We start from the raw sequence: 22,408 nt of genomic DNA on the forward strand, positions 1-22,408 counted from the left end.
TCTGAAAAAAATTGGTTCAAATATTGATGTTATAACCGATTATTTATTAATAATTATTACCTGTCATATGATTTTTATCGTGTGATTTTTTTTGAGTTACTGGAAGGAGCAAGCGTGATGGGGTCGGCTCCGCGCTGACAGTTACAAAGTAAGTTAAGCTGTTTCATAACAATTTTAACCGTGTTAAGGCCGTATAGCCATTAAGCACTGGATTTTTTTGTGCCCCTTGCTGGACTTGAACCAATGGCCAGCGCCCGGTGCGTACCGATAGTCTTGCTCGTTCCATCATGTATTTCCGAGCCTGCAACCCGGAGTTCAAGGTTTTCACGGCACTCGATTTACGCTGTACCTGTAAAATCCCGATGGGGGAGGCGGGCATTAGTCATTAGTAAGGAGATCCGTGATCGTATCCAGAATCACGCTCTGAATGATGTCAGTCCTAAACATTCTGATCGCTATGATTACCCAACCGAAAAGCGTAAGGCGCGTGAGTGTTGGGAGTCGCAGGTTAACAATCATCAACAGCAGCAAGAAAACAACGTTGTGAATTTGTTCGAACGGAGGTAAGTGTTTGTCAAAATATGAGCTTAATTCAGCGGAAGAGCGATATCAGCCAGGCTCCGGTGATACGGTGCTTGCTAACAAACTGGGCATTATTGATGAGCATGAAATGGAGGCGCTGGAGTCTGGCCTGCTGGTGATGCTGTATGAGAAGCTTTTTATCAGCGCTCAGCCGCCGGCAACGCTGGCTTTTAGCCATATCCGTGGGCATCGCCAATGGCTGGGGAATGTGTACGAATGGGCTGGGAGGCCGCGTAACGCTAATTTGACAAAAGACGGTTTCCAGTTTGCCGCTGCCGACCGAATTCCACTGTTAATCGCTGGCTTTGAGAAACAGTTTTTCTCTCGATCTGGTGAGTTGAAATCTTTACTTCGCCCAGACTTGGTTAGCTATCTAGCTGAATGCCATGTGGAATTTATTCTTATCCATCCTTTTCGGGAGGGGAATGGGCGTTTGTCGCGTTTGCTTTTTGTCGTCTTGGCGGTACAGGCAGGAGCGGGATTACTGGATTACAGCTTATGGGATGAGCACAAAACGTTTTATTTTAAGGCGATTCAGGCGGGTGTATCGGGCAACTATGCACCCATGGTAAGGTTGGTAGGTGATATTTTGCCAGATTAGCGGGCTAGACCGACGGCTTTTGCCTGCGCCTGATAGCGTTTGAGTTGTTGCTCAATTTTTTTTACAGAAACGCCTGTCTCGATAGCGGTTGAGCTGGCAACGGCACGGTAGATTTGAGTTTTAGTAATCTGATCATGTGCTGTTTTTTTTGTCATGCTAAGAGCCTCGTTATTTAAGCTTTGATTCTAGTTCGAATAGGGGCAGCTCGCAAGGCTGTTATCAGTCGGTAATTTCCCAGGGGGGAACTTAGGTTTTTCACGAAATTGGACTGCCCCCCAAAACCGTGGACATATCCTGTCCCCACGATGGGGCCCGTTCAAAGGCCTCGGGACTGACCCCGGCCGCGTAAATCCGGCGCCGCCCCATCCCAGGGCCAAGCAAGATGCGTTTTGGTTCTGAGCCAAGCCTGCGAGAGCAGGTTTTTTTACGCCTGCCGTTTGCCCGTTTCCGGTGTCAAAACTGCGTCACCGCTGAGGCACGATTTTTTCTGGTGAGACACTTTTGCGACACTCGGGTAAAACAGGGGAAATCGAAGCGAGGAAGGGTGGTTGTAATATGATGATTTATAACGTTTTTCTTGGTGGCCCCTGCTGGACTTGAACCAGCGACCAAGCGATTATGAGTCGCCTGCTCTAACCAACTGAGCTAAGGGGCCGAGTGGGCGTTGATTATAGAGTAACTCAGTTGCCAGATCCATAGGGCGGCGGTTTGCTTGGCGGATTTATCGCCAATTACGCGCTATTATTAACCGGCGATGATAGCATGCTGCATTTTCAGGAGTTTTCAAGATGATAGAGGACATTCTTACCCCGGGCCTAAGGGTGGTGTTCTGCGGTATCAACCCCGGGTTTTCCAGCGCCCACATGGGATTTCATTTCGCTAATCCTAATAACCGCTTCTGGAAAGTGATTCATTTGGCCGGGTTTACCGAGCGCCAGCTTAAACCCGAAGAGGAGCGGCAATTACTGGTTACCGGATGCGGCATTACCATGCTATCCGAGCGGCCAACGGTGGAGGCGACGGAGCTTACCCGCGAGGAATACCGCGAAGGCGGCAAGCGGCTGATTGAAAAAATCCAGGAATACCAGCCCACGGCCCTGGCGGTGCTGGGCAAGCAGGCCTATCGGCAGGCGTTCCGGGTGAGCAATGCGATCTGGGGCAAGCAGGAAGTCACCATCGGCAAGACCGAGATTTGGGTGCTGCCCAATCCCAGCGGCCTGAACCGCATGGGGTTCGAGACGCTGATTAAATCCTATCGCGAGCTGGATGCCATTCTGGCGACGCGCGGTCGTTAGCCGCCCGGTTAATCCGGGCGAACAAGATCGATTACGCATAAAAAAAGCCCCGCCGATGAGCGCGGGGCTTTTTAATGCCGTGAAACGCCGCGGCAGGCCTGGCTACGGGCCTGGCGGGGTTTAGTCGTCCAGGAAGCTGCGCAGCACTTCAGAACGGCTGGGATGGCGCAGCTTGCGCAGCGCCTTCGCTTCGATCTGACGGATACGTTCGCGGGTAACGTCAAACTGTTTACCCACTTCTTCCAGCGTATGGTCGGTATTCATATCAATGCCGAAACGCATGCGCAGCACCTTGGCTTCACGGGCGGTCAGGCCGGCCAGTACATCATGGGTGGCCGAGCGCAGGCTTTCCGAAGTGGCGGAATCCAGCGGCAGTTCGAGGGTGGTATCCTCGATAAAATCACCCAAATGCGAATCTTCATCGTCGCCGATCGGCGTTTCCATGGAGATAGGCTCTTTGGCGATTTTCAGCACTTTGCGGATTTTATCTTCCGGCATCAGCATACGTTCCGCCAGTTCTTCAGGGGTGGGCTCGCGGCCCATTTCCTGCAGCATCTGGCGGGAGATGCGATTGAGTTTGTTAATGGTCTCAATCATATGCACCGGTATACGGATAGTGCGCGCCTGGTCGGCGATGGAGCGGGTAATGGCTTGACGAATCCACCAGGTGGCATAGGTCGAGAACTTATAACCGCGGCGGTATTCAAACTTATCTACCGCTTTCATCAAGCCGATATTCCCTTCCTGGATTAAATCCAGGAACTGCAAACCGCGGTTGGTGTACTTCTTGGCAATGGAGATCACCAGGCGCAGGTTCGCTTCCACCATTTCCTTCTTGGCGCGGCGGGCTTTCGCTTCGCCAATGGACATGCGGCGGTTGATATCCTTCACCTGCTCGATGGTCAGGCCGGTTTCTTCTTCGATCTGACGCAGTTTTTGCAGGTTGCGATGGACGTCGTCGTCCACTTCGCGCAGTTTTTCCGACCACGGCTTGTTCATCGCCAGCGCGGCTTTGAACCAGGCTTCGCTGGTTTCGTTGCCGGCAAACAGCGTGACGAAGTTTTTCTTCGGCATTTTGCTGACTTCGACGCACAGCTTCATGATCAGGCGTTCTTGCGTGCGCACGCGATCCATCATGGAGCGCATGTTGCTGACCAGATAATCAAACTGTTTCGGCACCAGCCGGAACTGTTTGAACACTTCTGACAGTTTCAGAATTTCATCAGCCGATTTGGCATGACTGCGGCCGTTGGCTTTAATCACGTTGCGGGTGGCTTCGTACTGATCGCGCAGGTCGACGAATTTCTGGCGCGCCAGTTCGGGATCGATACTGTTATCGTCCTCGGCGTCGTCGTCTTCTTCCTCTTCGTCTTCGTCGTTATCAGCCAGCTCCGCCGTAGTTAACTCCGAGCCGATATGGGTCGCGGTAGGCGCCATTTCTTCTTCGGCGTTCGGATCGACAAAACCGGTGATCAGGTCGGACAGGCGCGCTTCGCCCGCTTCCACCCGGTCATATTGTTCCAAAAGATAGGTAATTGCCTCAGGGTACTCGGCAACCGAGCACTGCACCTGATTAATCCCGTCCTCGATACGCTTGGCGATATCGATTTCACCTTCACGGGTCAGCAATTCAACCGTACCCATTTCGCGCATATACATGCGCACCGGATCGGTGGTGCGTCCGATTTCGGACTCCACGCTGGATAAGACCTGCGCGGCGGCCTCGGCGGCATCCTCGTCGGTGTCGGAGGTGTTTTCGGCCAATAGCAGATCGTCGGCATCCGGTGCTTCTTCCATCACCTGGATGCCCATGTCGTTAATCATCTGGATGATGTCTTCGATCTGGTCGGAGTCGACGATATCCTCCGGCAGATGGTCATTGACCTCGGCAAAGGTCAAATAGCCTTGCTCCTTACCACGAGTGACAAGTAGCTTGAGCTGTGACTGCGGGTTTTGCTCCATAAGACGGTATCCACACTTCAGAGTATAATTCGGTGTTGGTCGGTGAAATTTCATCACCAACAAGAGATCAGGCCTTTGTTTAACGCCGCAGCCCAGTACGGCATCGCACAGGGCATTGCCCTGCCATTTATAGGCAATTAAGCCTCGTCATTCATTTTTTTCTGGCCAAAGCCATGTTCAAAGACCAAAGCTCTTTTCGTTCTTCGGCCGTCAATCCGTGAGTTCTGTCGCGTGCTATCAGCTCTTCCTGACGCTGTTCCAGTATTGAATCATAGAGACTGGCCAGGGTATCGACAAATGTCGCTTCGATCATATCTTCTATGATCATATGGTTCCAAACGGCCAGGGTTTCAAGCTGCGGGCTGGATTTATTATCCCGGTAATGCTCAAGCAACTGACCCGTGGTCAAGCCCGGCTGCGCCTGGCATGTCTGCACTAATTCGATAAACAGGGGCACGCCCGGTTGCTGGGCCTGCTCTAAACCTTGCACTGATGGTATAAGCGCGCTTAAGCGCGGGTTTTGCACCAGCAACCCTATAAGTATACGCATGGTTGTGCGTTTTATCCGGGGCTGCGGCGAAATATTTGTATTGCCGGCCTGCTTGGGCAGCAGCTTTTCCAGCTGATTATCGTCCAAAATGCCCAATTTATTACCCAACTGCTGGCGTAAATACATCCTCAACGTTTCGCCCGGCACCTGGCCGATAAGCGGCAGCGCCAGCGTACTGAGTTTGGCGCGCCCGTCCGGGCTGCTTAAATCCACCTGCGGCATCAGCGTCTCGAATAAAAACACCGACAGCGGCTGCGCCTGTTCCATACGCTGTTCAAACGCCTCTTTGCCAATCTGGCGCACCAGGGTATCGGGGTCTTCCCCGTCCGGCAGAAACATAAAGCGCAGCTGGCGCCCGTCGTTCAGGTAGGGCAGGGCGGTTTCCAGCGCCCGCCAGGCGGCTTCACGGCCAGCGCGGTCACCGTCGTAGCAGCAAATGACCTGGTCGGTGGCGCGGTACAGCAACTGAATATGTTCGGCGGTGGTGGCGGTGCCAAGGGATGCCACCGCATAATCGATGCCGAACTGCGCCAGCGCCACTACGTCCATATACCCTTCGACCACCAGCAGGCGCGATAATTCCGGGTGTTTCCGCTGTGCCTCATAAAGCCCGTACAGCTGGCGGCCTTTATGGAATATCTCGGTTTCCGGCGAGTTCAGGTACTTCGGCTGCCCGTCGCCCAGGATGCGCCCGCCAAACGCGATCACCCGGCCGCGCCGGTCGCGAATCGGGAACATCACCCGCTCGCGGAAGCGATCGTAGACCCGGCCCTGATCGTTAGTCACCAGCATTCCGGCATCGTTCAATGCGGTGCGATCGTCTGGCGACCGGCCGAAACGCTTTAACACGGTGTCCCAGCCGGCGGGCGCGTAGCCAATGGAGAAATGGCTGATGATCTCGGCGCTCAATCCCCGCTTGGTCAGGTAGGCATGCGCTGGCGCCGCCGTGTTTTGTTGCAACGCCTGTGAATAATAATCACTGAGCTTTTCCATTACCTGATACAGGCCCTGGCGCTGATGGCGTTCCTGCTGGTTTGGCCCGGCGCCCGCTTCGGACGGCACTTCCAGACCGTGCATGGTAGCCAGTTCTTCGATGGACTCGACAAATTCGAGCCGGTCGTAATTCATCAGGAAATCAATGGCGTTACCGTGCGCGCCGCACCCAAAACAATGATAGAACTGTTTTTCGCCATTAACGGTAAACGACGGGGTTTTTTCATGGTGAAACGGACAACAAGCGTGATAATTCTTGCCTTGTTTTTTCAGCTTCACCCGGGCATCGATGAGATCGATGATGTCGGTGCGAGCCAGCAAGTCGTTGATAAATACGCGTGGGATTCGTCCAGCCATAAGCCCTGATTGGTTAGCCTATAAACGAGAACAAGCCGCGCAATCCTTCCGGATCGCACGGCCTTCGTATGCAACTACTGAGTCTGCGGATTAATCACGCGGTTGGGGCTTTCACCCCGAAAAATTAATACAGACGAGTGCGGCGTGCGTTTTCGCGAGCCAATTTTTTTGCATGACGTTTTACTGCGGATGCTTTGGCGCGTTTACGTTCGGTAGTCGGTTTTTCATAGAACTCACGACGACGAACTTCGGCCAGGACACCTGCTTTTTCGCATGAACGTTTGAAGCGACGCAGTGCTACGTCGAAGGGCTCGTTTTCACGTACTTTAATTACCGGCATGTAACTCTCACCTCGATAGAATTCGGATTTTGCTGCTGACCTTGTGCCAGCCGTTTCAAAATGGTGCGGAATTTTACTTCAACCGCGACTGCTTTGTAAAGCGCCGCGGACAATGATCTTGCAAGCGCTGCGGCTATTGACCGCGCAATTTAACATTTCTGGGACTGATTATAGCGCAAATCGGCCAAATTTGCCGCACTCGATTGGCCTGCTCGATTAAAAAAGGCAAAATCAAGCGGTCTGGCCTTTCGATCCCGATGCCGATCCGCGATCGTTACCGCGATCCGGGATCGTATTCCCGCTCAAGGGAAGCGCGAGGGCAATACTTGTATCACGGTGTGAACGATAAAGACACTGAATTTACGCTGGCGGATTGCGCGCCTGGCGCCCACGGTGCGTGATTATGCTAGACTATGCGCCGCACTAAGCGGAGTTGGGTGGAATCGGTAAAAAATTATGCGTGTATTGGGTATTGAGACGTCCTGTGACGAAACCGGCGTGGCGATTTACGATCGGCAGGCGGGATTGCTGGCCAACCAGCTCTATAGCCAGGTGAAGCTGCATGCCGACTATGGCGGCGTGGTGCCGGAACTGGCCTCAAGGGATCATGTGCGCAAAACGGTGCCGCTGATCCAGGCCGCGCTGCGGGAAGCCGGGCTGGGCGCGGGGGATATCGACGGGGTGGCCTACACCGCCGGTCCGGGACTGGTGGGCGCCCTGATGGTCGGCGCCACCGTGGGGCGCGCCCTGGCATATGCGTGGCAAAAACCGGCCATGGCGGTACATCATATGGAAGGTCATCTGCTGGCGCCGATGCTGGAACGGGACCCGCCGGCGTTTCCTTTCGCCGCATTGCTGGTATCGGGCGGCCATACCCAACTCATCGCCGTGCAGGGAATCGGGCAATATGAATTGCTGGGCGAATCCATCGACGACGCGGCCGGCGAGGCGTTTGATAAAACCGCCAAATTGCTGGGGCTCGATTATCCCGGCGGCCCGATGCTGTCGCAAATGGCGCGGCGCGGCGCGGCCGGCCGTTTTACCTTTCCGCGCCCGATGACCGACCGGCCGGGGCTGGATTTCAGTTTTTCCGGTTTGAAGACCTTTGCCGCCAATACCATCCGCGCCAACGAGCAGGACGAGCAGACCCGCGCGGACGTGGCCCGGGCGTTTGAGGACGCCGTGGTGGACACGCTATTGATCAAATGCCGGCGCGCCTTGGATCAAACCGGGCTGCAACGGCTGGTGATTGCCGGCGGCGTCAGCGCCAACCGCACGCTGCGCGAACGCCTGGGTGAAATGATGCAAAAGCGCGGCGGCAAGGTGTTTTATGCCCGGCCGGAGTTTTGCACCGATAACGGCGCGATGATTGCTTATGCGGGGATGATGCGTTTGCAGGCAGGCACGCTGGGCGATTTGGCGATAACCGTGCGTCCGCGCTGGCCCCTGTCCGAACTGCCTGCGGTGTGACGCGCTGCGCGGTCCCTAATACGGGCAGGAAGGGTTATTTCCCGTTCTCCTGCCCGTCTTCGTGCCGATCGATATCCCGGTCTTTTTTACGTTTACGCCAGATGCGGCTCTCCTGGCCGCGCCAAAGCCGCTGGATATTGTCGTGATGGCGCAGCAGCACCAGGCATGACAGCATCGATACCGGAAAAGTGAACTGCGGTTTAAACCACCAGACGTAAAACGGCGCGATCAGCGCGCTGATAATGGCGCCCAGGGAAGAATAGCCGCTCAGCAGCACCGTCAGCAGCCAGGTGCCGGCCATCAGGCCGGTAAGATCCCAGCCGATGGGAGCGATGGCGCCAAACGCGGTGGCGACGCCCTTGCCGCCCTGGAAATGGAAGAACACCGGATAAATATGTCCGATGCAGGCGGCAATGGCGATCAGCCCCAGATAAAAAGGCGGAATCCCGAGCCGGTAACCCAGCCACACCGGCAGCATCCCTTTCAGAACGTCAAACACCATCACGCCGGCCGCAGCGGCCTTGCCGCCAAGACGCAGCACGTTGGTGGCGCCTGGGTTGCCTGAACCATGGGTTCTGGGGTCCGGCAGGCGGGCCAGTTTGCAAATCAGAATCGCGCTGGAAACCGAGCCGCAAAGGTAGGCGAAGATTATCATGCCAATCGCAATAGCATTCATAACCAAGTTCCGTCCCGTAATCATCGTTTTATTTGTCTAACTGTGGATAATACGCATATTCCATTGGAAGTGGTATCCGACAACCACAAAAACCGAGTATCGCGCATGGACATTGTATTTATAGAAGAGCTGACGGTAATGACGGTCATCGGCGTATATGACTGGGAACAAAACCGCCAGCAAAAGCTGGTGTTCGATATCGAAATGGGGTGGGACAACCGGCCGGCGGCGCGCAGCGATGATGTGGCGGACTGCCTGAGCTACGCCGATGTCAGCGAAATCGTGCTCTCTTTCGTGTCGTCCAACCGGTTTGCCCTGGTGGAACGGGTAGCGGAGGAGGTGGCCGATTTGCTGATGGCGCGTTTTGCCTTGCCCTGGGTGCGTATCAAGCTGAGCAAACCCGGCGCGGTGCCCCAGGCAAAAAGCGTTGGGGTGATTATCGAGCGTGATAACCGAAAAGTCTGAAAGTTTATGACTCTTAATCTAAAATTCATGCAGCCGAAACCTTTTTACCGTATGTTTGTCTCATTTTCCGTACTGTTTTAGCGGCTGGGTTGGTATTACTGAACCGCCGCTTTTTTGTTGTCGGTTGATTGAGGGGAACGTGTTGTATGGCAGACCTGCATGATTTGTTCATCGCATTTATTCTTGGGGTGGTTGAAGGGTTAACGGAATTTTTGCCGGTCTCCTCGACGGGACACATGATTTTAGTCGGCACCCTGCTGGGCTTCACCGACGATAAAGCGAAAACCTTTGAAGTTATTATCCAGTTGGGTTCGATCCTGGCGGTGGTGGTGATGTTCTGGCGCCGGCTGTTTGGCCTGATCGGCATCCATTTCGGCGAGGTCAAACATGAAGGCATCGGCACCGGGCGCCTGCGGTTAGGGCATATCCTGCTGGGGATGATCCCGGCGGTGGTTATGGGGCTGGTGTTTCATGAGCAAATCAAAGGATTGTTTGAAGCCAAATATGTCGTCTACGCGCTGGTGGTGGGCGGGGTTTTGCTGCTGGCCGGCGAATGGCTGAAGCCTAAAGTTCCGCGGGCGGCGGGGATCGATGATATCACCTATCTGCAAGCCTTCCTGATCGGCTGTTTTCAGTGTCTGGCGCTGTGGCCGGGTTTTTCCCGCTCCGGGGCCACGATCAGCGGCGGGATACTGGTGGGTGTCAGCCGTTATGCGGCGTCGGAGTTTTCTTTTATCCTGGCGGTGCCCATGATGCTGGGCGCTACGGTACTGGATCTATATAAAAGCCTGCCGTTTCTGTCCTGGCACGATTTCCCGATGTTCGCGGTGGGTTTTGTCACCGCGTTTGTCGTGGCGCTGATCGCCATCAAGCTGTTCCTGCAAATCATCAAACGCATTTCGTTTGTGCCCTTTGCCATCTATCGCTTTATTTTGGCGGCGGTGGTGTACTGGGTCATGCTGTAGGGCTCCAGGGAATAAAAAAAACGTCGCGACCGGTTAAGGGTTGCGACGTTTTTTTATGGGGCAAGCGGGACGCGATCGCGCCGTATCAGTCTTCTATAACCTCGGCCCGCGACCGTTCCTGCTGGCTTTTCCATTCCGTCAGGGCGCCCTGGCGGCGGCGGCGGATTTCGTCGCCAATCTCCGCGCCGCTAAAACCGGCTTCGATCACTTCGCGGTTGGTGATGGTTCCCGCCACGCGGAACGCTTCGCGCAGGTAGTCCCCCTGCGGGTAGGGGTTATTCTCGAACCCGGTGCGGCCGCGGGCGTCGGCTTCGCTGCACATAATCATTTGCTCCAGGCGTTCCGGCTTGCGCCAGGCGTCGATTACCCCGAACAGTTTCATCAGGGTTTTTGGCGTCAGGCGATCCACCGTGTGGATCAAATCGTGGTATTCGGCGACGATTTTTGCCAAATCCCGCACCTGATTTGGCACCCGCAGGCGGTCGCACAACGCCTGCACCAGCTTGACCCCCGCCGGACCGTGGCCGTGATGATGTGGCCATTGATCGCGCGGCGTCAGGCCTTTGCCCAGGTCGTGGCAGAGGGTGGCAAAACGTACGGCGATATCGGGCGTAAGCTGCGCCACCACCGACACCGTCATTAACGTATGAATGCCTGTATCGATTTCCGGGTGCCATTTCGCCGGCGCGGGCACGCCGAACAGCTGGTCGATTTCCGGGAACAGCGCCGCCAGGGCGCCGCAATCGCGCAGTACCTGAAAATAAACCTGGGGGTTGAGGGTGGCCAGCGCTTTTTCGGTTTCCTTCCAGACCCGTTCCGGCGAAATAAGCGGCAGTTCGCCGCTGTCCGTCATCTGCCGCATCAGCGCCATGGTTTCCGGTGCGATACGGAAGTTAAGATGGGCGAAGCGCGCGGCGAAGCGCGCCACGCGCAGCACGCGCAGGGGATCTTCGCCAAAAGCGTCCGAGACATGGCGCAACGTGCGCCGCTCAATATCTTCGCGGCCGTGATAAGGGTCGATCAGTTCGCCGTTCTCATCCTGGGCAATGGCATTGAGGGTCAAATCCCGGCGCAGCAAATCCTGCTCCAGCGTGACATCGGGAGCGGCGTAGCAGGTAAAACCGGCATAACCCCGGCCGGATTTACGCTCGGTGCGCGCCAGCGCATACTCCTCGCGCGATCGCGGGTGCAGGAATACCGGGAAATCCTTGCCCACCTGCTGATAGCCTTCGGCCAAAAGTTCGTCAGGGGTGGCGCCCACGATCACCCAGTCTTTTTCATGCACCGGCAAATGTAATAACCTGTCGCGCACCGCGCCGCCGACCAGATACTTTCTCACTATGAACTCCCGTTTATGTCGGTTTCGCCATCATCTATTAAGTGTAGTCGCATCCGCAATGCCGTTTTTCCACATTACGCGCGGTCAACACGAAACGTCCGGCTGGCCGGCCCTAGTTCATCCAGCGATTATCTTTTTTGCGGCGCGGGACCACGTGGGGCAGCAGTAACCCGAGGATCAGGCCGACGCCGGCAACCCCGCCGCCATACAGGAACCATTGCATAATAATGGCGCGCTGTTTGTCATCAAGCTGTACCGCTACGGCGTCCACTTTTTTCTTGGCCACTACGAGTTGATCTTTCAGGCTTTGATTTTCGTCACGCAGACCCTGGATGGTAGCGTCGCTTTCGGTAACTTTTTTTTGCATTTCCGCCGTACGCTGGTTCCAACTGGCGTCAATGGTATCGAGTTTCTGGGTCAGGGTTTGCACCTGCTGCTCCAGTGCGGGAACTTTTACCCGCAGGCTGGGCTGGTCGCTCAGTTGATCGAGCGGTATCCAGGCGGTGCGCCCTTTGGAATCGCGGACCTGGCCGTAGCTGTTTGCTTCGCTGACGCCGAGCAGTTCGACTTCTTCCCCTGAATTGAGCGTGCCGACAATGCGGTATTGATTGCCCGGCCCGCTGTGGATATAGGTAATCAGCTCATCGGAGATGTAGCGCTTCTCATCGGCGGCATGAGTGCTAGCGGCGAAGCTTAGACTCAATAACGCGAAGCAAATATGGCGTAATTTGTGCATAGTTCCGTCGTTTTTAATCAAAGGTGGGACGATAGTAGAGGGATCAGTTTGACGACGCAATGCTTAAACAGAAATGGGAACTATCTTACTATCAGGCGGCGCAGGGCGTCTGTTGCCGGGCCGCTGGCAATTAAGCCGGGGCCAAACCCGCTTGCGAACCGATCTTGAGCGATAAATTTGCGGCTCATGCCAATAAATTGGGTTGTAAGAGATAAAAAAGGCAGTATGGCCGTTTGGCTTGATGTATTTTTTGACATAAATTGGCATTTAAATTATTAACTGACTTGTCCCTATGAGGCATTAAGGTGATGATTATCTTATCAGATAGGATGCCAATGCTGGTTTATCGTCTTGCCCGGCGTAACGGCCGGGCGCCGAATCCCGCTTTCTCGTACAGCAACTACACGTACAGCAACTAATAGGTGTGGCCGAAGCTATGAGTGAAGAAATAGAATTAAAATTTATCGTCCATCCGGATGCGGTATCGTCGCTGGGGGAACGGGTTTCCGCCACCGGCGGCGTCCATTCGCCTGCGCAACACCTGGTTAATATTTATTTTGACACCGCCGGGCTTGATTTGCGCCGTCACGGCGTGGGTCTGCGCGTGAGGGGCAATAACGGTGGCTATGAGATGACGGCCAAAACCGCCGGCAAAGTCGTCGCCGGCCTGCATCAGCATCCGGAATATAATATTCCTTTGCCCGGCCCGGAGCTGGATATCGCGCTGCTGCCGGCGGAGGTTTGGCCGGAGGGCGTGTCCGCCGCTGCCTTGCAATCGCGCCTGGAACCGCTGTTTCGCACCGACTATCAGCGCGAAAAGTGGGTGGTCACTTATGGCGACAGCGAGATTGAAGTAGCGTTTGACCGCGGAGAAGTGGTGGCCGGCGATGAACGGGAGGCCATTTGCGAGCTGGAAATGGAATTGCTGCGCGGTAGTATTACCGATCTGCTGTCGTTCGCCCGGTCGCTCACCACCGACGGCGGTCTGCGACCGGGCAGTCTGAGCAAAGCCGCGCGCGGCTACCATTTGGCCGCGGGCAATCCGCCCCGGGAAATCCGCGCCTTGCCGCTGCTGCGTCCCGCGCCCAAGGCCACCGTGGAGCAAGGATTGAGCGAGGCGCTGTCGCTGGCATTATCGCACTGGCAGTATCATGAGGAACTGTGGCTGGCGGGCGTGCCTCTGGCCCGTGAAAGCATCCTCACCGCCATCACCCTGATCCGTGAAACCTTCGTGGTGATGGGCAATATGATCCCGCGCAAGGCCACCACCGTGCTGCGCGCCCAATTGGCGGAGGTCAGCGAACGTTTAGCGCTGCCGGACGGCGATCCCCGCATCCTGTGCTACGAGGCGGTTTATTTGCAATGTAAGTTGGCGCTCACCACATGGCTGATCCTCGCCGGCTGGCAAAGCAGCGTTACCGATGCCGCCCGCAAAAAATTGGACGGTTCCTTTAAACGCTTCGCCGATGTCATGTTGTCGCGCTGCGCCGCGGAACTGAAGGTCGCGTTCGGCCGGGCGCTTTCCCCCGAGGAATATCACCAGCAATTGCCGCGCCTGGAACGGCGGATCATGGCTTTTCACCTGCTCTCCGGCTCTTATCCCGCGAATAAGGTGTTGTCCTATATCCTGCATTGGCAAGGACTGCAGCAGGCCATTGTCCTGCCCGGCACCAACGACCTGGAGTTTATGCGCCGCCAGGCGGTGACGCAGGCGGGTTTTTGGCGCAGCGTCAATAATCGTTAGGCCATAGCCCGGGCGCGGCCCGCCATCAGGAGTTTGAACATGAAGCTGCCTTTACCGCCCCCGTTAAGCCGGCAGGCGCAGGAGATATCCGCCAGGCTGGCCGCGTCCGCGCGGGTGGATGACGCCATGGCCGTGCCGCTGGCCTTGAGCGATTTTATCAGCGAAACGCTGATTGCCCGGCCGGACTGGCTGGACGAGCTGCGCCAGCACCCGCCGGCCGCCGGTGAATGGCGCGGTTATGGTGACAGTTTGCGGGAGCAACTGGCGCAGGTGCGGGATGAAGCGGACCTGATGCGCGAGCTGCGGCTGTTCCGCCGCCGCGTCCTGGTGCGGATCGGCTGGGCGCAGGCGCTGGACCTGTGCGCCACCACCGAGATCCTGACCCAGCTCAGCCAACTGGCCGAAACCCTGATTATCGCCGCCCGCGACTGGCTTTACCGGGCCTGCTGCCTTGAATGGGGGACGCCGGGCGACGCGCAGGGGGCCGGGCAGCCGCTGCTGGTGCTGGGCATGGGCAAGCTGGGCGGCGGCGAACTTAATTTTTCTTCCGATATCGATTTGATTTTTGCCTATCCCGAGAACGGCCATACCCGGGGCGGGCGGCGCGAAATGGATAATGCGCTGTTTTTTACGCGCCTGGGGCAGCGGTTGATCAAAGTCCTGGACCAGCCCACCGCCGAAGGGTTTGTGTATCGCGTGGATATGCGTCTGCGCCCGTTTGGCGACAGCGGGCCGCTGGTGCTGAGTTTCGCCGCGCTGGAGGACTATTACCAGGAGCAGGGCCGCGACTGGGAGCGTTACGCCATGATTAAAGCCCGGCTGATGGGCGATGGCAACGATGGGTACAGCCGCGAACTGCACGGCATGCTGCGGCCCTTTGTGTTCCGCCGTTATATCGATTTCAGCGTTATCCAGTCCCTGCGCAATATGAAAATCATGATTGCCCGCGAAGTCCGGCGGCGGGGATTAAAGGACAATATCAAGCTGGGCGCCGGCGGTATCCGCGAAATCGAATTTATCACCCAGGTATTCCAACTGATCCGCGGCGGGCGTGAACCCCGCTTGCAGCAACATTCCCTGCAGCCCACCCTGTTGGCGATCGGCGAGCTGGGCTTGCTCACCCCCGATCAGACGGAGCGGTTAAGCCGGGCCTACCTTTATCTGCGCCGGCTGGAAAACCTGCTCCAGGCCATCAATGATGAGCAAACCCAGACCCTGCCCGCCGATGCGCTGAACCAGGCCCGCCTGGCCTACGGCATGGGCGTGGTCGATTGGCCGGCGTTGGGCCTGGAGCTGGATCGGCATATGCGCGGGGTGCGGGACATCTTTAATGAGCTGATCGGCGATGACGCGCCCGATCCGGCCGATCCTGCGGATTATGGGCGCTGCGGCGCAATGTGGTTTGATGCGCCGCAGCAGGATGCCGGACGGCCGGAACCTCAGTCGCCGTCGGACGACGCCGACGGCCGCGGGCAATTGCCGGCCCTGCTCGGCGAGTTCCGGCGCGATGTGGCCAAACGGACCATCGGGCCGCGCGGGCGCGAGGTGCTGGATCAGCTTATGCCCCGGCTACTGGCGCAAATTTGTATACAGCCCGCGCCGGATGCCGCCTTCGGCCGGGTGGCGCCGATGTTGCTGAATATCGTTTCCCGCACCACCTATCTCGAACTGCTGGTGGAATATCCCGGCGCATTGACCCATGTGGTCCGCCTGTGTTCCGCCTCGGCGATGATCGCCACCCAGCTGGCCCGACATCCGCTGCTGCTCGATGAATTGCTCGACCCGGCGACGCTCTACCATCCGCTGGAGCCGCAGGCGTACGGCGACGAATTGCGCCAATATTTAATGCGGGTGCCGGAAGAAGACGAAGAACAGCAGCTCGACGCCATGCGGCAATTCAAGCAGGCGCAGCATCTGCGTATCGCCGCCAGCGATATTACCGGCGTGCTGCCGGTGATGCGGGTCAGCGATCATTTAACCTATCTGGCGGAAGCCATGATCGCCGCCGTGCTCCAGCAGGCCTGGAAGACCATGGTGGCGCGCTACGGCCGGCCGTCCCATCTCGATGAACAAGGCGGGCAGGGGTTTGCGGTCATTGGCTACGGTAAGCTGGGCGGCTGGGAGCTGGGCTACGGCTCCGATCTGGACGTGGTGTTTTTGCATGATTGTCCGGCCGAGGTTATGACCGACGGCGAGCGCTGCATCGACGGCCGTCAATTCTACCTGCGCCTGGCGCAGCGGATCATGCATTTGTTCAGCACCCGCACGCCGTCGGGCATTTTATATGAAGTGGACCCGCGGCTGCGGCCTTCCGGCGCCGCCGGCATGCTGGTCAGCACGCTAGGGGCATTTGAAGAGTATCAGCAGCAGGAAGCCTGGACCTGGGAGCACCAGGCCCTGGTCCGCGCGCGGATGGTGTATGGCGACGAGGCGCTGCGCTCCCGCTTTGTGGCGATCCGCCGCGCCGTATTGTGCCGCGAGCGCGACGGCGAGGCTTTGCGCGCCGAGGTTAGCGGCATGCGCGCGAAAATGCGCCAGCATCTGGCCGGTAAAAGCGGCGGCATGTTCGATATCAAGGCGGACGAGGGCGGCATTACGGATATCGAGTTTATGGCGCAATATCTGGTGTTGCGCCACGCCGCCGCGATCCCCGAACTGACGCGCTGGTCCGACAATGTGCGCATTTTTGAGCTGATGGCCCGTAACGGCATTATCAGCGATGGGGAAGCGTCATCCCTGACCCAGGCGTATATCGCCCTGCGCGACGAGATCCATCATTTAACCCTGCAGGACCTGCCTAGCCGCGTGGAAAATCATCGGTTCCGGGCCGAGCGGGAGCTGATTACCGGTTACTGGCATAAGTGGCTGGAGTGAGATCCCCACGGCATGAAAAAGCGCGATTCTGCCGCCGTGAGCGAGAGAAATCACGCGGGCTATGCTACTATCTCGCGCAATAAAAAGGTTGAGTCTGGAGTAAGTGGATGAAAGTTACGTTGCCTGATTTTCGCCGGGCGGGCGTGCTGGTTGTGGGTGATGTCATGTTGGATCGTTACTGGTACGGTCCGACCAGCCGTATCTCACCCGAAGCGCCGGTGCCGGTGGTCAAAGTCGATACCATCGAGGAGCGTCCCGGGGGCGCGGCCAACGTGGCCATGAATATCGCCGCGCTGGGCGCCGCTTCGCGCCTGGTGGGCCTGACCGGCATCGATGACGCCGCCCGCGCCCTTGGCGCGCGTTTAAACGAGGTCAGCGTCACCTGCGACTTCGTGGCGGTGGCCACTCATCCGACGATTACCAAACTGCGGGTGCTGTCGCGCAACCAGCAGCTGATTCGCCTGGATTTCGAGCAGGGGTTTGCCGACGTGGACCCGGCTCCGATGCAGGAGCGGATTAAACAGGCGTTGCCGGCCGCCGGCGCCATGGTGCTGTCGGACTATGGCAAAGGGGCGCTGGACCGGGTGCAGGAGATGATCCAACTGGCGCGCGCCGCCGGGGTGCCGGTGCTGGTCGATCCCAAGGGCACTGATTTCGCCCGCTACCGCGGCGCCACGCTGCTTACGCCCAATCTTTCCGAGTTCGAAGCGGTCGCCGGGCGTTGTCGCGACGAAGCGGATCTGATTAGCCGCGGCATGCGGATGATCGCCGATTTTGCTTTGTCGGCATTATTGATTACGCGCTCCGAACAGGGCATGACGCTGCTGCAGCCCGGCCAGGAGCCGCTGAATCTGCCGACCCAGGCGCAGGAAGTGTATGATGTCACCGGCGCCGGCGATACGGTGATCGGCGTGCTGGCGGCGGCGCTGGCGGCCGGACGGCCGTTGGAAGAGTGCTGTTTCCTGGCCAATGCCGCCGCGGGCGTGGTGGTCGGCAAGCTGGGCACCTCCACCGTTAGCCCCATTGAGCTGGAAAATGCGATCCAGGGCCGCGGCGATGCCGGGTTCGGCGTCATGACCGAGGCCGAATTGCAGCAGGCGGTGGCGCAGGCCCGGCAGCGCGGCGAAAAGGTGGTTATGACCAACGGTATTTTCGATATCCTGCACGCCGGCCATGTGTCTTATCTGGCCAATGCCCGGCGGCTCGGCGACCGGCTGATCGTGGCGGTGAACAGCGATGATTCGACGCGGAGGCTGAAAGGCGAGTCCCGCCCGGTGAATCCGCTGGCGCAGCGCATGATCGTGCTGGGCGCGCTGCAGGCGGTGGATTGGGTGGTGGCCTTTGACGAGGATACCCCGCAGCGGCTGATTGGCGAGATACTGCCCGATTTGCTGGTGAAGGGCGGCGATTACCGGCCCGAACAGATTGCCGGCAGCCAGGAAGTATGGGCCAACGGCGGCGACGTCAAGGTGCTGAATTTTGAAGACGGCTGCTCCACCACCAATATCATCAACGCCATTAAAAGCGGCAGGCGCGGTTGATTCGCCGCGCACAAGCCGGCCGGGTTGGTGCTCTAGGCTCCGCCCGGAGGCTTGACGGTACGATGGGCGGCGGCGCCTATATCGTGGCGGCCGCGTCCGGTTAGAGGTCCTTGCCGGTTTGTTTGATGCCGTTCACCGTGGCATCCACCGACGCTTCGGCGTTGGTTTCATCAGCGGCCGGAGTCGCGGGGGCGGCGGTTGCGGCGCCCGCCGGAGTCGTTGGGGCAGGCGCAGCGTTGCCCGGCATGGTTTCCAGCGCGTTGATCCGCAGTTCCAGCTGGCTTAATTTTTCACGCGTGCGCAGCAATACCTGCGTCTGTACATCAAATTCCTCGCGGCTGACCAAATCCATACGGCTAAATTGGCTTTGCAATATTTGGCGGATTTTTTTATCCATATCATCTCCCAGATCGCGGATGCCCTTGGGCAAGGATTCATGGATCTGACGGGCGAGCTGTTCGATTTTTTTAGTGTCAATCATCATGGTTCCCTAACGGGTTAGTTTTGGTTAAGTGTAATGCCAGATCGGTAGATTAGAAACTAAAAGAACAAGCCAGAAATTATACGTTTGCTAATTGCCCTGATTATCCAATGGCGTTATAGTTATGGCGTTTATTCTCAGGGCGGGGTGTAACTCCCCACCGGCGGTAAACCTGTGTAATTATTGCTTAATGTGATTATCGCACAGGAAGCCCGCGAGCGCTCGGATTGCACCACAATCCGAGGTCAGCAGATCCGGTGTAATTCCGGGGCCGACGGTTATAGTCCGGATGGGAGAGAGTAGCGGTTTACAATGAGTCAAATTACCAACTCATTCTCGTTATCTTTTCAGCCTGTATAAGGCTCACTCCTAAGTCTGCCCTGGTTCTGGTAATCCATATACTTTATGAGGTTTTACTTACCATGAATCAGACGCTTCTTTCCGAATTCGGTACGCCGACAGAACGCGTGGAAAACGCGCTCGATGCATTGCGCCATGGCCGCGGTGTGTTGGTGCTGGATAATGAAGATCGTGAAAACGAAGGCGATATGATTTTCGCCGCCGAAAATATGACCGTTGAGCAGATGGCGCTGGCCATTCGTCACGGCAGCGGCATTGTATGCCTGTGCCTGACCGAGGAACGTCGCCAGCAGTTGGATTTGCCGATGATGGTGGAGCGCAACTCCAGTCATTATCAGACGGCGTTCACCGTGACCATCGAAGCGGCCGAGGGCGTGACCACCGGCGTTTCCGCCGCCGATCGCCTGACCACTATCCGTACCGCCATCAAGGATAACGCCAAGCCGAGCGATCTTAATCGTCCGGGCCACGTTTTTCCGCTGCGCGCGCAGCCGGGCGGGGTGTTGACCCGCGGTGGCCATACGGAAGCCAGTATTGATTTGGTGACATTGGCCGGGCTTAAGCCGATGGGCGTGTTGTGTGAAGTGACCAATGAAGACGGCAGCATGGCTCATGCGCCGGAGATTGTGGCTTTCGGCCGGGAGCATGGGATGCCGGTGGTGACGATTGAGGATTTGGTGCAGTATCGCCGGTCGTTGACCCGACAGGCGAGCTGAGGGCACTCACTTTTTCCCTTCAACACGGTTCGCTGCGGGTCCGGTGGCGGCGGGCCTACCATGCCATGAGGCGCTCTGGCGGCCAGGAAAACCATGGCCGCTTCGGCCTCGCTGGCATGGCCTCCCTTCAACACGATATTCTGTCGGTCCGCCGTTGGCTGGGCTCGCTGTTAATCCCCGGCTGGGCGTTTTTTGGCCAAGAGCGTGGCGAAGCGCAGTTTGATGCGGTTGCCGTCGGCGTCGGTTTTATGTAATTGCCCCATGTCTTCGTTGTATTTGATGATTTCCCAGTCGCGATAATAATTTTTCAGCTCGCCGGTGCCAAAGGTGAACGGGAAGGGCAGCGGGCAGGGGTAATCGTCGGTGGACATGGCGGCGACGATCAGGTTAAGTCCGCCGTCGTTGGTGCTTTGCTGGATATTGCCAATGACCCGCTCGATTTTGTCGGCCTGTAAAAACATCATCACCACCGTGGAGAGGATAAAATCATAGCGTCCGTCGATGAGCTGTTCGTTGATATCATAGATGCCGGTGCGGATATTGTGCAGTTGTTCCGTGGCGATAATGCCGTTGAGGGTGTCGATGCCCAGCGGGTTTTTATCGTAGGCGGTGACGTCGAAGCCCAGTAAATTAAGGTATAAGGCATTGCGTCCGGAGCCGCAGCCCAGGTCCAGGGCTTTGCCCGGCGGCAGATATTTGGCCGCTTCAATGACTTCGGAGTGCGTGCGGGTCAGATCGTGTTTTAAATGATAGAAGTCTTCCGGCAGGCAATAAAACGCCAGTTGGCATTCCATGTCCGGCGAAAAACCGGCAATGCGGTGCCATTGCTGCGGTTGCACCAGCGGCGGCGGGTTCTCCGGGGTGAATACCGCGGTTTCAAGGATTTCATCGTCGTCAGTTAAAAAGGCGAAGGTCAGCGTGCCTTGCAATACCTTGAGTTTGGCCCAGGCGCCCTCTTTGGTATTGTGCCGTTGTTGGAATACTTCCGGCAGGGTGCCGGCGTTCCAGACGGGCATGGTTTTATAACAGATCAGATCGCGCATGCCGGGTTGCATGGCCGGCTGAGGAACTATTTGAGTCTTATCCTGCATGGTTATCTCCGCCGTCCCGCAGGACGGTCAATAGCATTTAGCAAAAAATATCCCAATTCAGGGGCCGGGTAAACGTTTACCGGCCCGTATCGCGGGTGTGGGCTTAAACTACCGCAATGGGTTGATGGGCATTGATATCCAATTGCCGCAGCATTAAAAACGCTTCTTTCATGCGCGCCTCGCCCGCCACAAAGGCACAAAGTCGCCGCTGGTCATCCCAACCCCGGGCCAGTATGCCCTGGGCGTCAAAATCAACCTGCCAGCGCAGATCCGCGCGCTGGGTTTGCCCGGCCAAGTGCAGCGGCATGTCCGGGGTTTTGACTTTTATCAGCATCGGCGGCAGCAGCAGGCTGTCGGCACCCCCCAGCAGATTTTTCGCCAGTACCGCGGCGCTTAGCTGTATTGGCTGTAAAAAAGGCATTAACGCGCCGTTGATCTCCGCGCCATCGCCCAAGGCATAGATATAAGGGTCGGAAGTGCGCAGGCGGTCGTTAACCCGGATGCCCCGGCCGGTGGCCAGACCCGCCGCCGCGGCCAGGGCGGTATCGGGCCGCAGGCCGATGGCCGAGATGGCCGCATCCACGGTTAGCCGGCGGCCGCGCGGGAGGACCGCCGTCAGGCCCGATGCGTGTTGCTGCAGGTTCAGCAATCGGGTATTAAGGATCAGTTCCACTCCCTGTTCCACCAGCCGGTGCTGGAGGCGCGCGCTGACTTCCGCGGGCATCAGGGCGGCGAGGATGCTGGCGGCCCGATCGACCAGGGTCACCTGTTTGCCCGCCCGGGCCAAATCCATGGCCAATTCGGTGCCAATCAGGCCGGCCCCCAGCAGCAGTATCCGCTGTGACTGCCGCAGCTGGGTTTCGATTTGCCGGTATTGTTGCTGGCTATTGAGCGTCAGCAGCAGTTCCCGCCCTTCGATAGGCGGAACAATGGCTTGCGCGCCCGTGGCCAGAACCAGTTGCCGGTAGGGATAATCGCCGCTCTCTCCGTAGATCCGGCGGGCAAGGGGATCGATGCGGTTAATCCGCGAATGGCTGTGCAGCGCCAGCCGGTAAAGTTCGGCGAATTGCGCGGCGGTCATGCGCGTGAGGTCATCCGCGTTTTGTCCCCGGCTAATGACATGGCTCAGTTCCGGCTTGTGGTATTCATCGCAGCTATCGTCGGCGATCAGGCGGATAGGTACGGCGTCGTCCAGCTTACGGATATTTTTAATCAATTGCCGGGCGGCGAAACCCGAACCGATGATCACAATGTCCTGGCTCATGGCGTT

19 protein-coding genes, 1 tRNA gene, 1 pseudogene and 1 riboswitch are annotated in these 22,408 nt (G+C 57.5%); of the genes and pseudogenes, 10 read left to right on the top strand and 11 right to left on the bottom strand.

Features of this window, described 5'->3' with window-relative positions; translation table 11 throughout:
* Positions 1-239 precede the first annotated feature (239 nt).
* Together ACL2XP_RS01975 and ACL2XP_RS01980 are read left to right on the top strand one after the other, a co-directional pair.
* Positions 240-567: pseudogene (locus tag ACL2XP_RS01975) on the top strand (integrase); the annotation flags it as partial.
* Positions 568-571: 4 nt separating this feature from the next.
* Positions 572-1,183, top strand: coding sequence for a Fic/DOC family protein (locus tag ACL2XP_RS01980; protein WP_413736909.1), 612 nt, complete (start codon positions 572-574; stop codon positions 1,181-1,183).
* Here the strand turns inward: ACL2XP_RS01980 and ACL2XP_RS01985 are convergent.
* Together ACL2XP_RS01985 and ACL2XP_RS01990 are read right to left on the bottom strand one after the other, a co-directional pair.
* Positions 1,180-1,338 (bottom strand): hypothetical protein, encoded by a 159-nt coding sequence (locus ACL2XP_RS01985; protein ID WP_413736910.1) that lies wholly within the window; start codon positions 1,336-1,338, stop codon positions 1,180-1,182. The two genes, ACL2XP_RS01980 and ACL2XP_RS01985, sit on opposite strands and share 4 nt — an antisense overlap.
* Before the next feature lie 423 nt (positions 1,339-1,761).
* Positions 1,762-1,838 (bottom strand) — tRNA-Ile (locus tag ACL2XP_RS01990).
* A 133-nt stretch (positions 1,839-1,971) separates the two neighbouring features.
* Between ACL2XP_RS01990 and mug the strand changes: the two genes are divergently transcribed.
* Positions 1,972-2,478 carry a G/U mismatch-specific DNA glycosylase gene (mug, locus tag ACL2XP_RS01995; RefSeq protein ID WP_413736911.1) on the top strand — a complete coding sequence of 169 codons (507 nt, stop codon included), beginning with the start codon at positions 1,972-1,974 and terminating at the stop codon, positions 2,476-2,478.
* 120 nt (positions 2,479-2,598) lie between these two features.
* Here the strand turns inward: mug and rpoD are convergent, their stop codons facing one another.
* From rpoD to rpsU, 3 genes are all read right to left on the bottom strand, one after another.
* Positions 2,599-4,440 carry an RNA polymerase sigma factor RpoD gene (gene rpoD / locus ACL2XP_RS02000; RefSeq protein ID WP_331120536.1) on the bottom strand — a complete coding sequence of 614 codons (1,842 nt, stop codon included), beginning with the start codon at positions 4,438-4,440 and terminating at the stop codon, positions 2,599-2,601.
* A gap of 151 nt (positions 4,441-4,591) precedes the next feature.
* Entirely contained in the window at positions 4,592-6,340 is a 1,749-nt protein-coding gene (gene dnaG, locus ACL2XP_RS02005; protein WP_413736912.1) for a DNA primase, read from the bottom strand.
* Positions 6,341-6,464: 124 nt separating this feature from the next.
* Positions 6,465-6,680 carry a 30S ribosomal protein S21 gene (gene rpsU / locus ACL2XP_RS02010; RefSeq protein WP_001144069.1) on the bottom strand — a complete coding sequence of 72 codons (216 nt, stop codon included), beginning with the start codon at positions 6,678-6,680 and terminating at the stop codon, positions 6,465-6,467.
* Between the two features lie 456 nt (positions 6,681-7,136).
* Between rpsU and tsaD the strand changes: the two genes are divergently transcribed.
* Entirely contained in the window at positions 7,137-8,150 is a 1,014-nt protein-coding gene (tsaD, locus tag ACL2XP_RS02015; RefSeq protein WP_413736913.1) for a tRNA (adenosine(37)-N6)-threonylcarbamoyltransferase complex transferase subunit TsaD, read from the top strand.
* A 34-nt stretch (positions 8,151-8,184) separates the two neighbouring features.
* Here the strand turns inward: tsaD and plsY are convergent, their stop codons facing one another.
* Positions 8,185-8,826, bottom strand: a complete 642-nt coding sequence (gene plsY, locus ACL2XP_RS02020) for a glycerol-3-phosphate 1-O-acyltransferase PlsY (protein ID WP_413736914.1) — start codon at positions 8,824-8,826, stop codon at positions 8,185-8,187.
* Positions 8,827-8,931: 105 nt separating this feature from the next.
* Between plsY and folB the strand changes: the two genes are divergently transcribed.
* Entirely contained in the window at positions 8,932-9,291 is a 360-nt protein-coding gene (gene folB / locus ACL2XP_RS02025; RefSeq protein ID WP_413736915.1) for a bifunctional dihydroneopterin aldolase/7,8-dihydroneopterin epimerase, read from the top strand.
* Between the two features lie 146 nt (positions 9,292-9,437).
* Positions 9,438-10,256, top strand: coding sequence for an undecaprenyl-diphosphate phosphatase (gene bacA / locus ACL2XP_RS02030; protein ID WP_413736916.1), 819 nt, complete (start codon positions 9,438-9,440; stop codon positions 10,254-10,256).
* 85 nt (positions 10,257-10,341) lie between these two features.
* On the opposite strand, the gene ACL2XP_RS02035 is transcribed toward bacA, so the two are convergent.
* Positions 10,342-11,595, bottom strand: a complete 1,254-nt coding sequence (locus ACL2XP_RS02035; protein WP_413736917.1) for a multifunctional CCA addition/repair protein — start codon at positions 11,593-11,595, stop codon at positions 10,342-10,344.
* 112 nt (positions 11,596-11,707) lie between these two features.
* Positions 11,708-12,331: a TIGR04211 family SH3 domain-containing protein gene (locus tag ACL2XP_RS02040; protein WP_413736918.1), complete on the bottom strand. Its 624-nt coding sequence runs from the start codon at positions 12,329-12,331 to the stop codon at positions 11,708-11,710.
* 436 nt (positions 12,332-12,767) lie between these two features.
* Here ACL2XP_RS02040 and ACL2XP_RS02045 point away from each other — a divergent pair, with 436 nt between their 5' ends.
* The 3 genes from ACL2XP_RS02045 to hldE all read left to right on the top strand — a co-directional run bounded on the left by ACL2XP_RS02045 (position 12,768) and on the right by hldE (position 18,490).
* Complete coding sequence (locus tag ACL2XP_RS02045; protein ID WP_413736919.1) at positions 12,768-14,075, top strand: inorganic triphosphatase; 1,308 nt, start codon at positions 12,768-12,770, stop codon at positions 14,073-14,075.
* A gap of 39 nt (positions 14,076-14,114) precedes the next feature.
* Positions 14,115-16,949 carry a bifunctional [glutamate--ammonia ligase]-adenylyl-L-tyrosine phosphorylase/[glutamate--ammonia-ligase] adenylyltransferase gene (gene glnE / locus ACL2XP_RS02050; RefSeq protein WP_413736920.1) on the top strand — a complete coding sequence of 945 codons (2,835 nt, stop codon included), beginning with the start codon at positions 14,115-14,117 and terminating at the stop codon, positions 16,947-16,949.
* Between the two features lie 107 nt (positions 16,950-17,056).
* The gene (hldE, locus tag ACL2XP_RS02055) at positions 17,057-18,490 is read left to right on the top strand and encodes a bifunctional D-glycero-beta-D-manno-heptose-7-phosphate kinase/D-glycero-beta-D-manno-heptose 1-phosphate adenylyltransferase HldE (protein WP_413736921.1); all 1,434 of its coding nucleotides are present in this window, start codon (positions 17,057-17,059) and stop codon (positions 18,488-18,490) included.
* Positions 18,491-18,590: 100 nt separating this feature from the next.
* Here hldE and ubiK read toward each other — a convergent pair whose 3' ends face one another.
* A complete protein-coding gene (gene ubiK, locus ACL2XP_RS02060) occupies positions 18,591-18,971 on the bottom strand; it encodes a ubiquinone biosynthesis accessory factor UbiK (protein ID WP_413739055.1) in 381 nt (126 codons plus the stop codon).
* Between the two features lie 129 nt (positions 18,972-19,100).
* Positions 19,101-19,276: riboswitch (FMN riboswitch) on the top strand.
* A gap of 117 nt (positions 19,277-19,393) precedes the next feature.
* Between ubiK and ribB the strand changes: the two genes are divergently transcribed.
* Positions 19,394-20,047, top strand: a complete 654-nt coding sequence (gene ribB, locus ACL2XP_RS02065) for a 3,4-dihydroxy-2-butanone-4-phosphate synthase (RefSeq protein WP_413736922.1) — start codon at positions 19,394-19,396, stop codon at positions 20,045-20,047.
* Positions 20,048-20,217: 170 nt separating this feature from the next.
* Here ribB and tehB read toward each other — a convergent pair whose 3' ends face one another.
* Together tehB and norW are read right to left on the bottom strand one after the other, a co-directional pair.
* Entirely contained in the window at positions 20,218-21,090 is an 873-nt protein-coding gene (gene tehB, locus ACL2XP_RS02070) for an SAM-dependent methyltransferase TehB (RefSeq protein WP_413739056.1), read from the bottom strand.
* 151 nt (positions 21,091-21,241) lie between these two features.
* A complete protein-coding gene (norW, locus tag ACL2XP_RS02075; RefSeq protein WP_413736923.1) occupies positions 21,242-22,402 on the bottom strand; it encodes an NADH:flavorubredoxin reductase NorW in 1,161 nt (386 codons plus the stop codon).
* Between the last annotated feature and the right edge of the window lie 6 nt (positions 22,403-22,408).

Origin of the sequence: Sodalis sp. RH21, from assembly GCF_047324175.1 — a bacterium.
Lineage (GTDB): Bacteria > Pseudomonadota > Gammaproteobacteria > Enterobacterales > Enterobacteriaceae > Acerihabitans.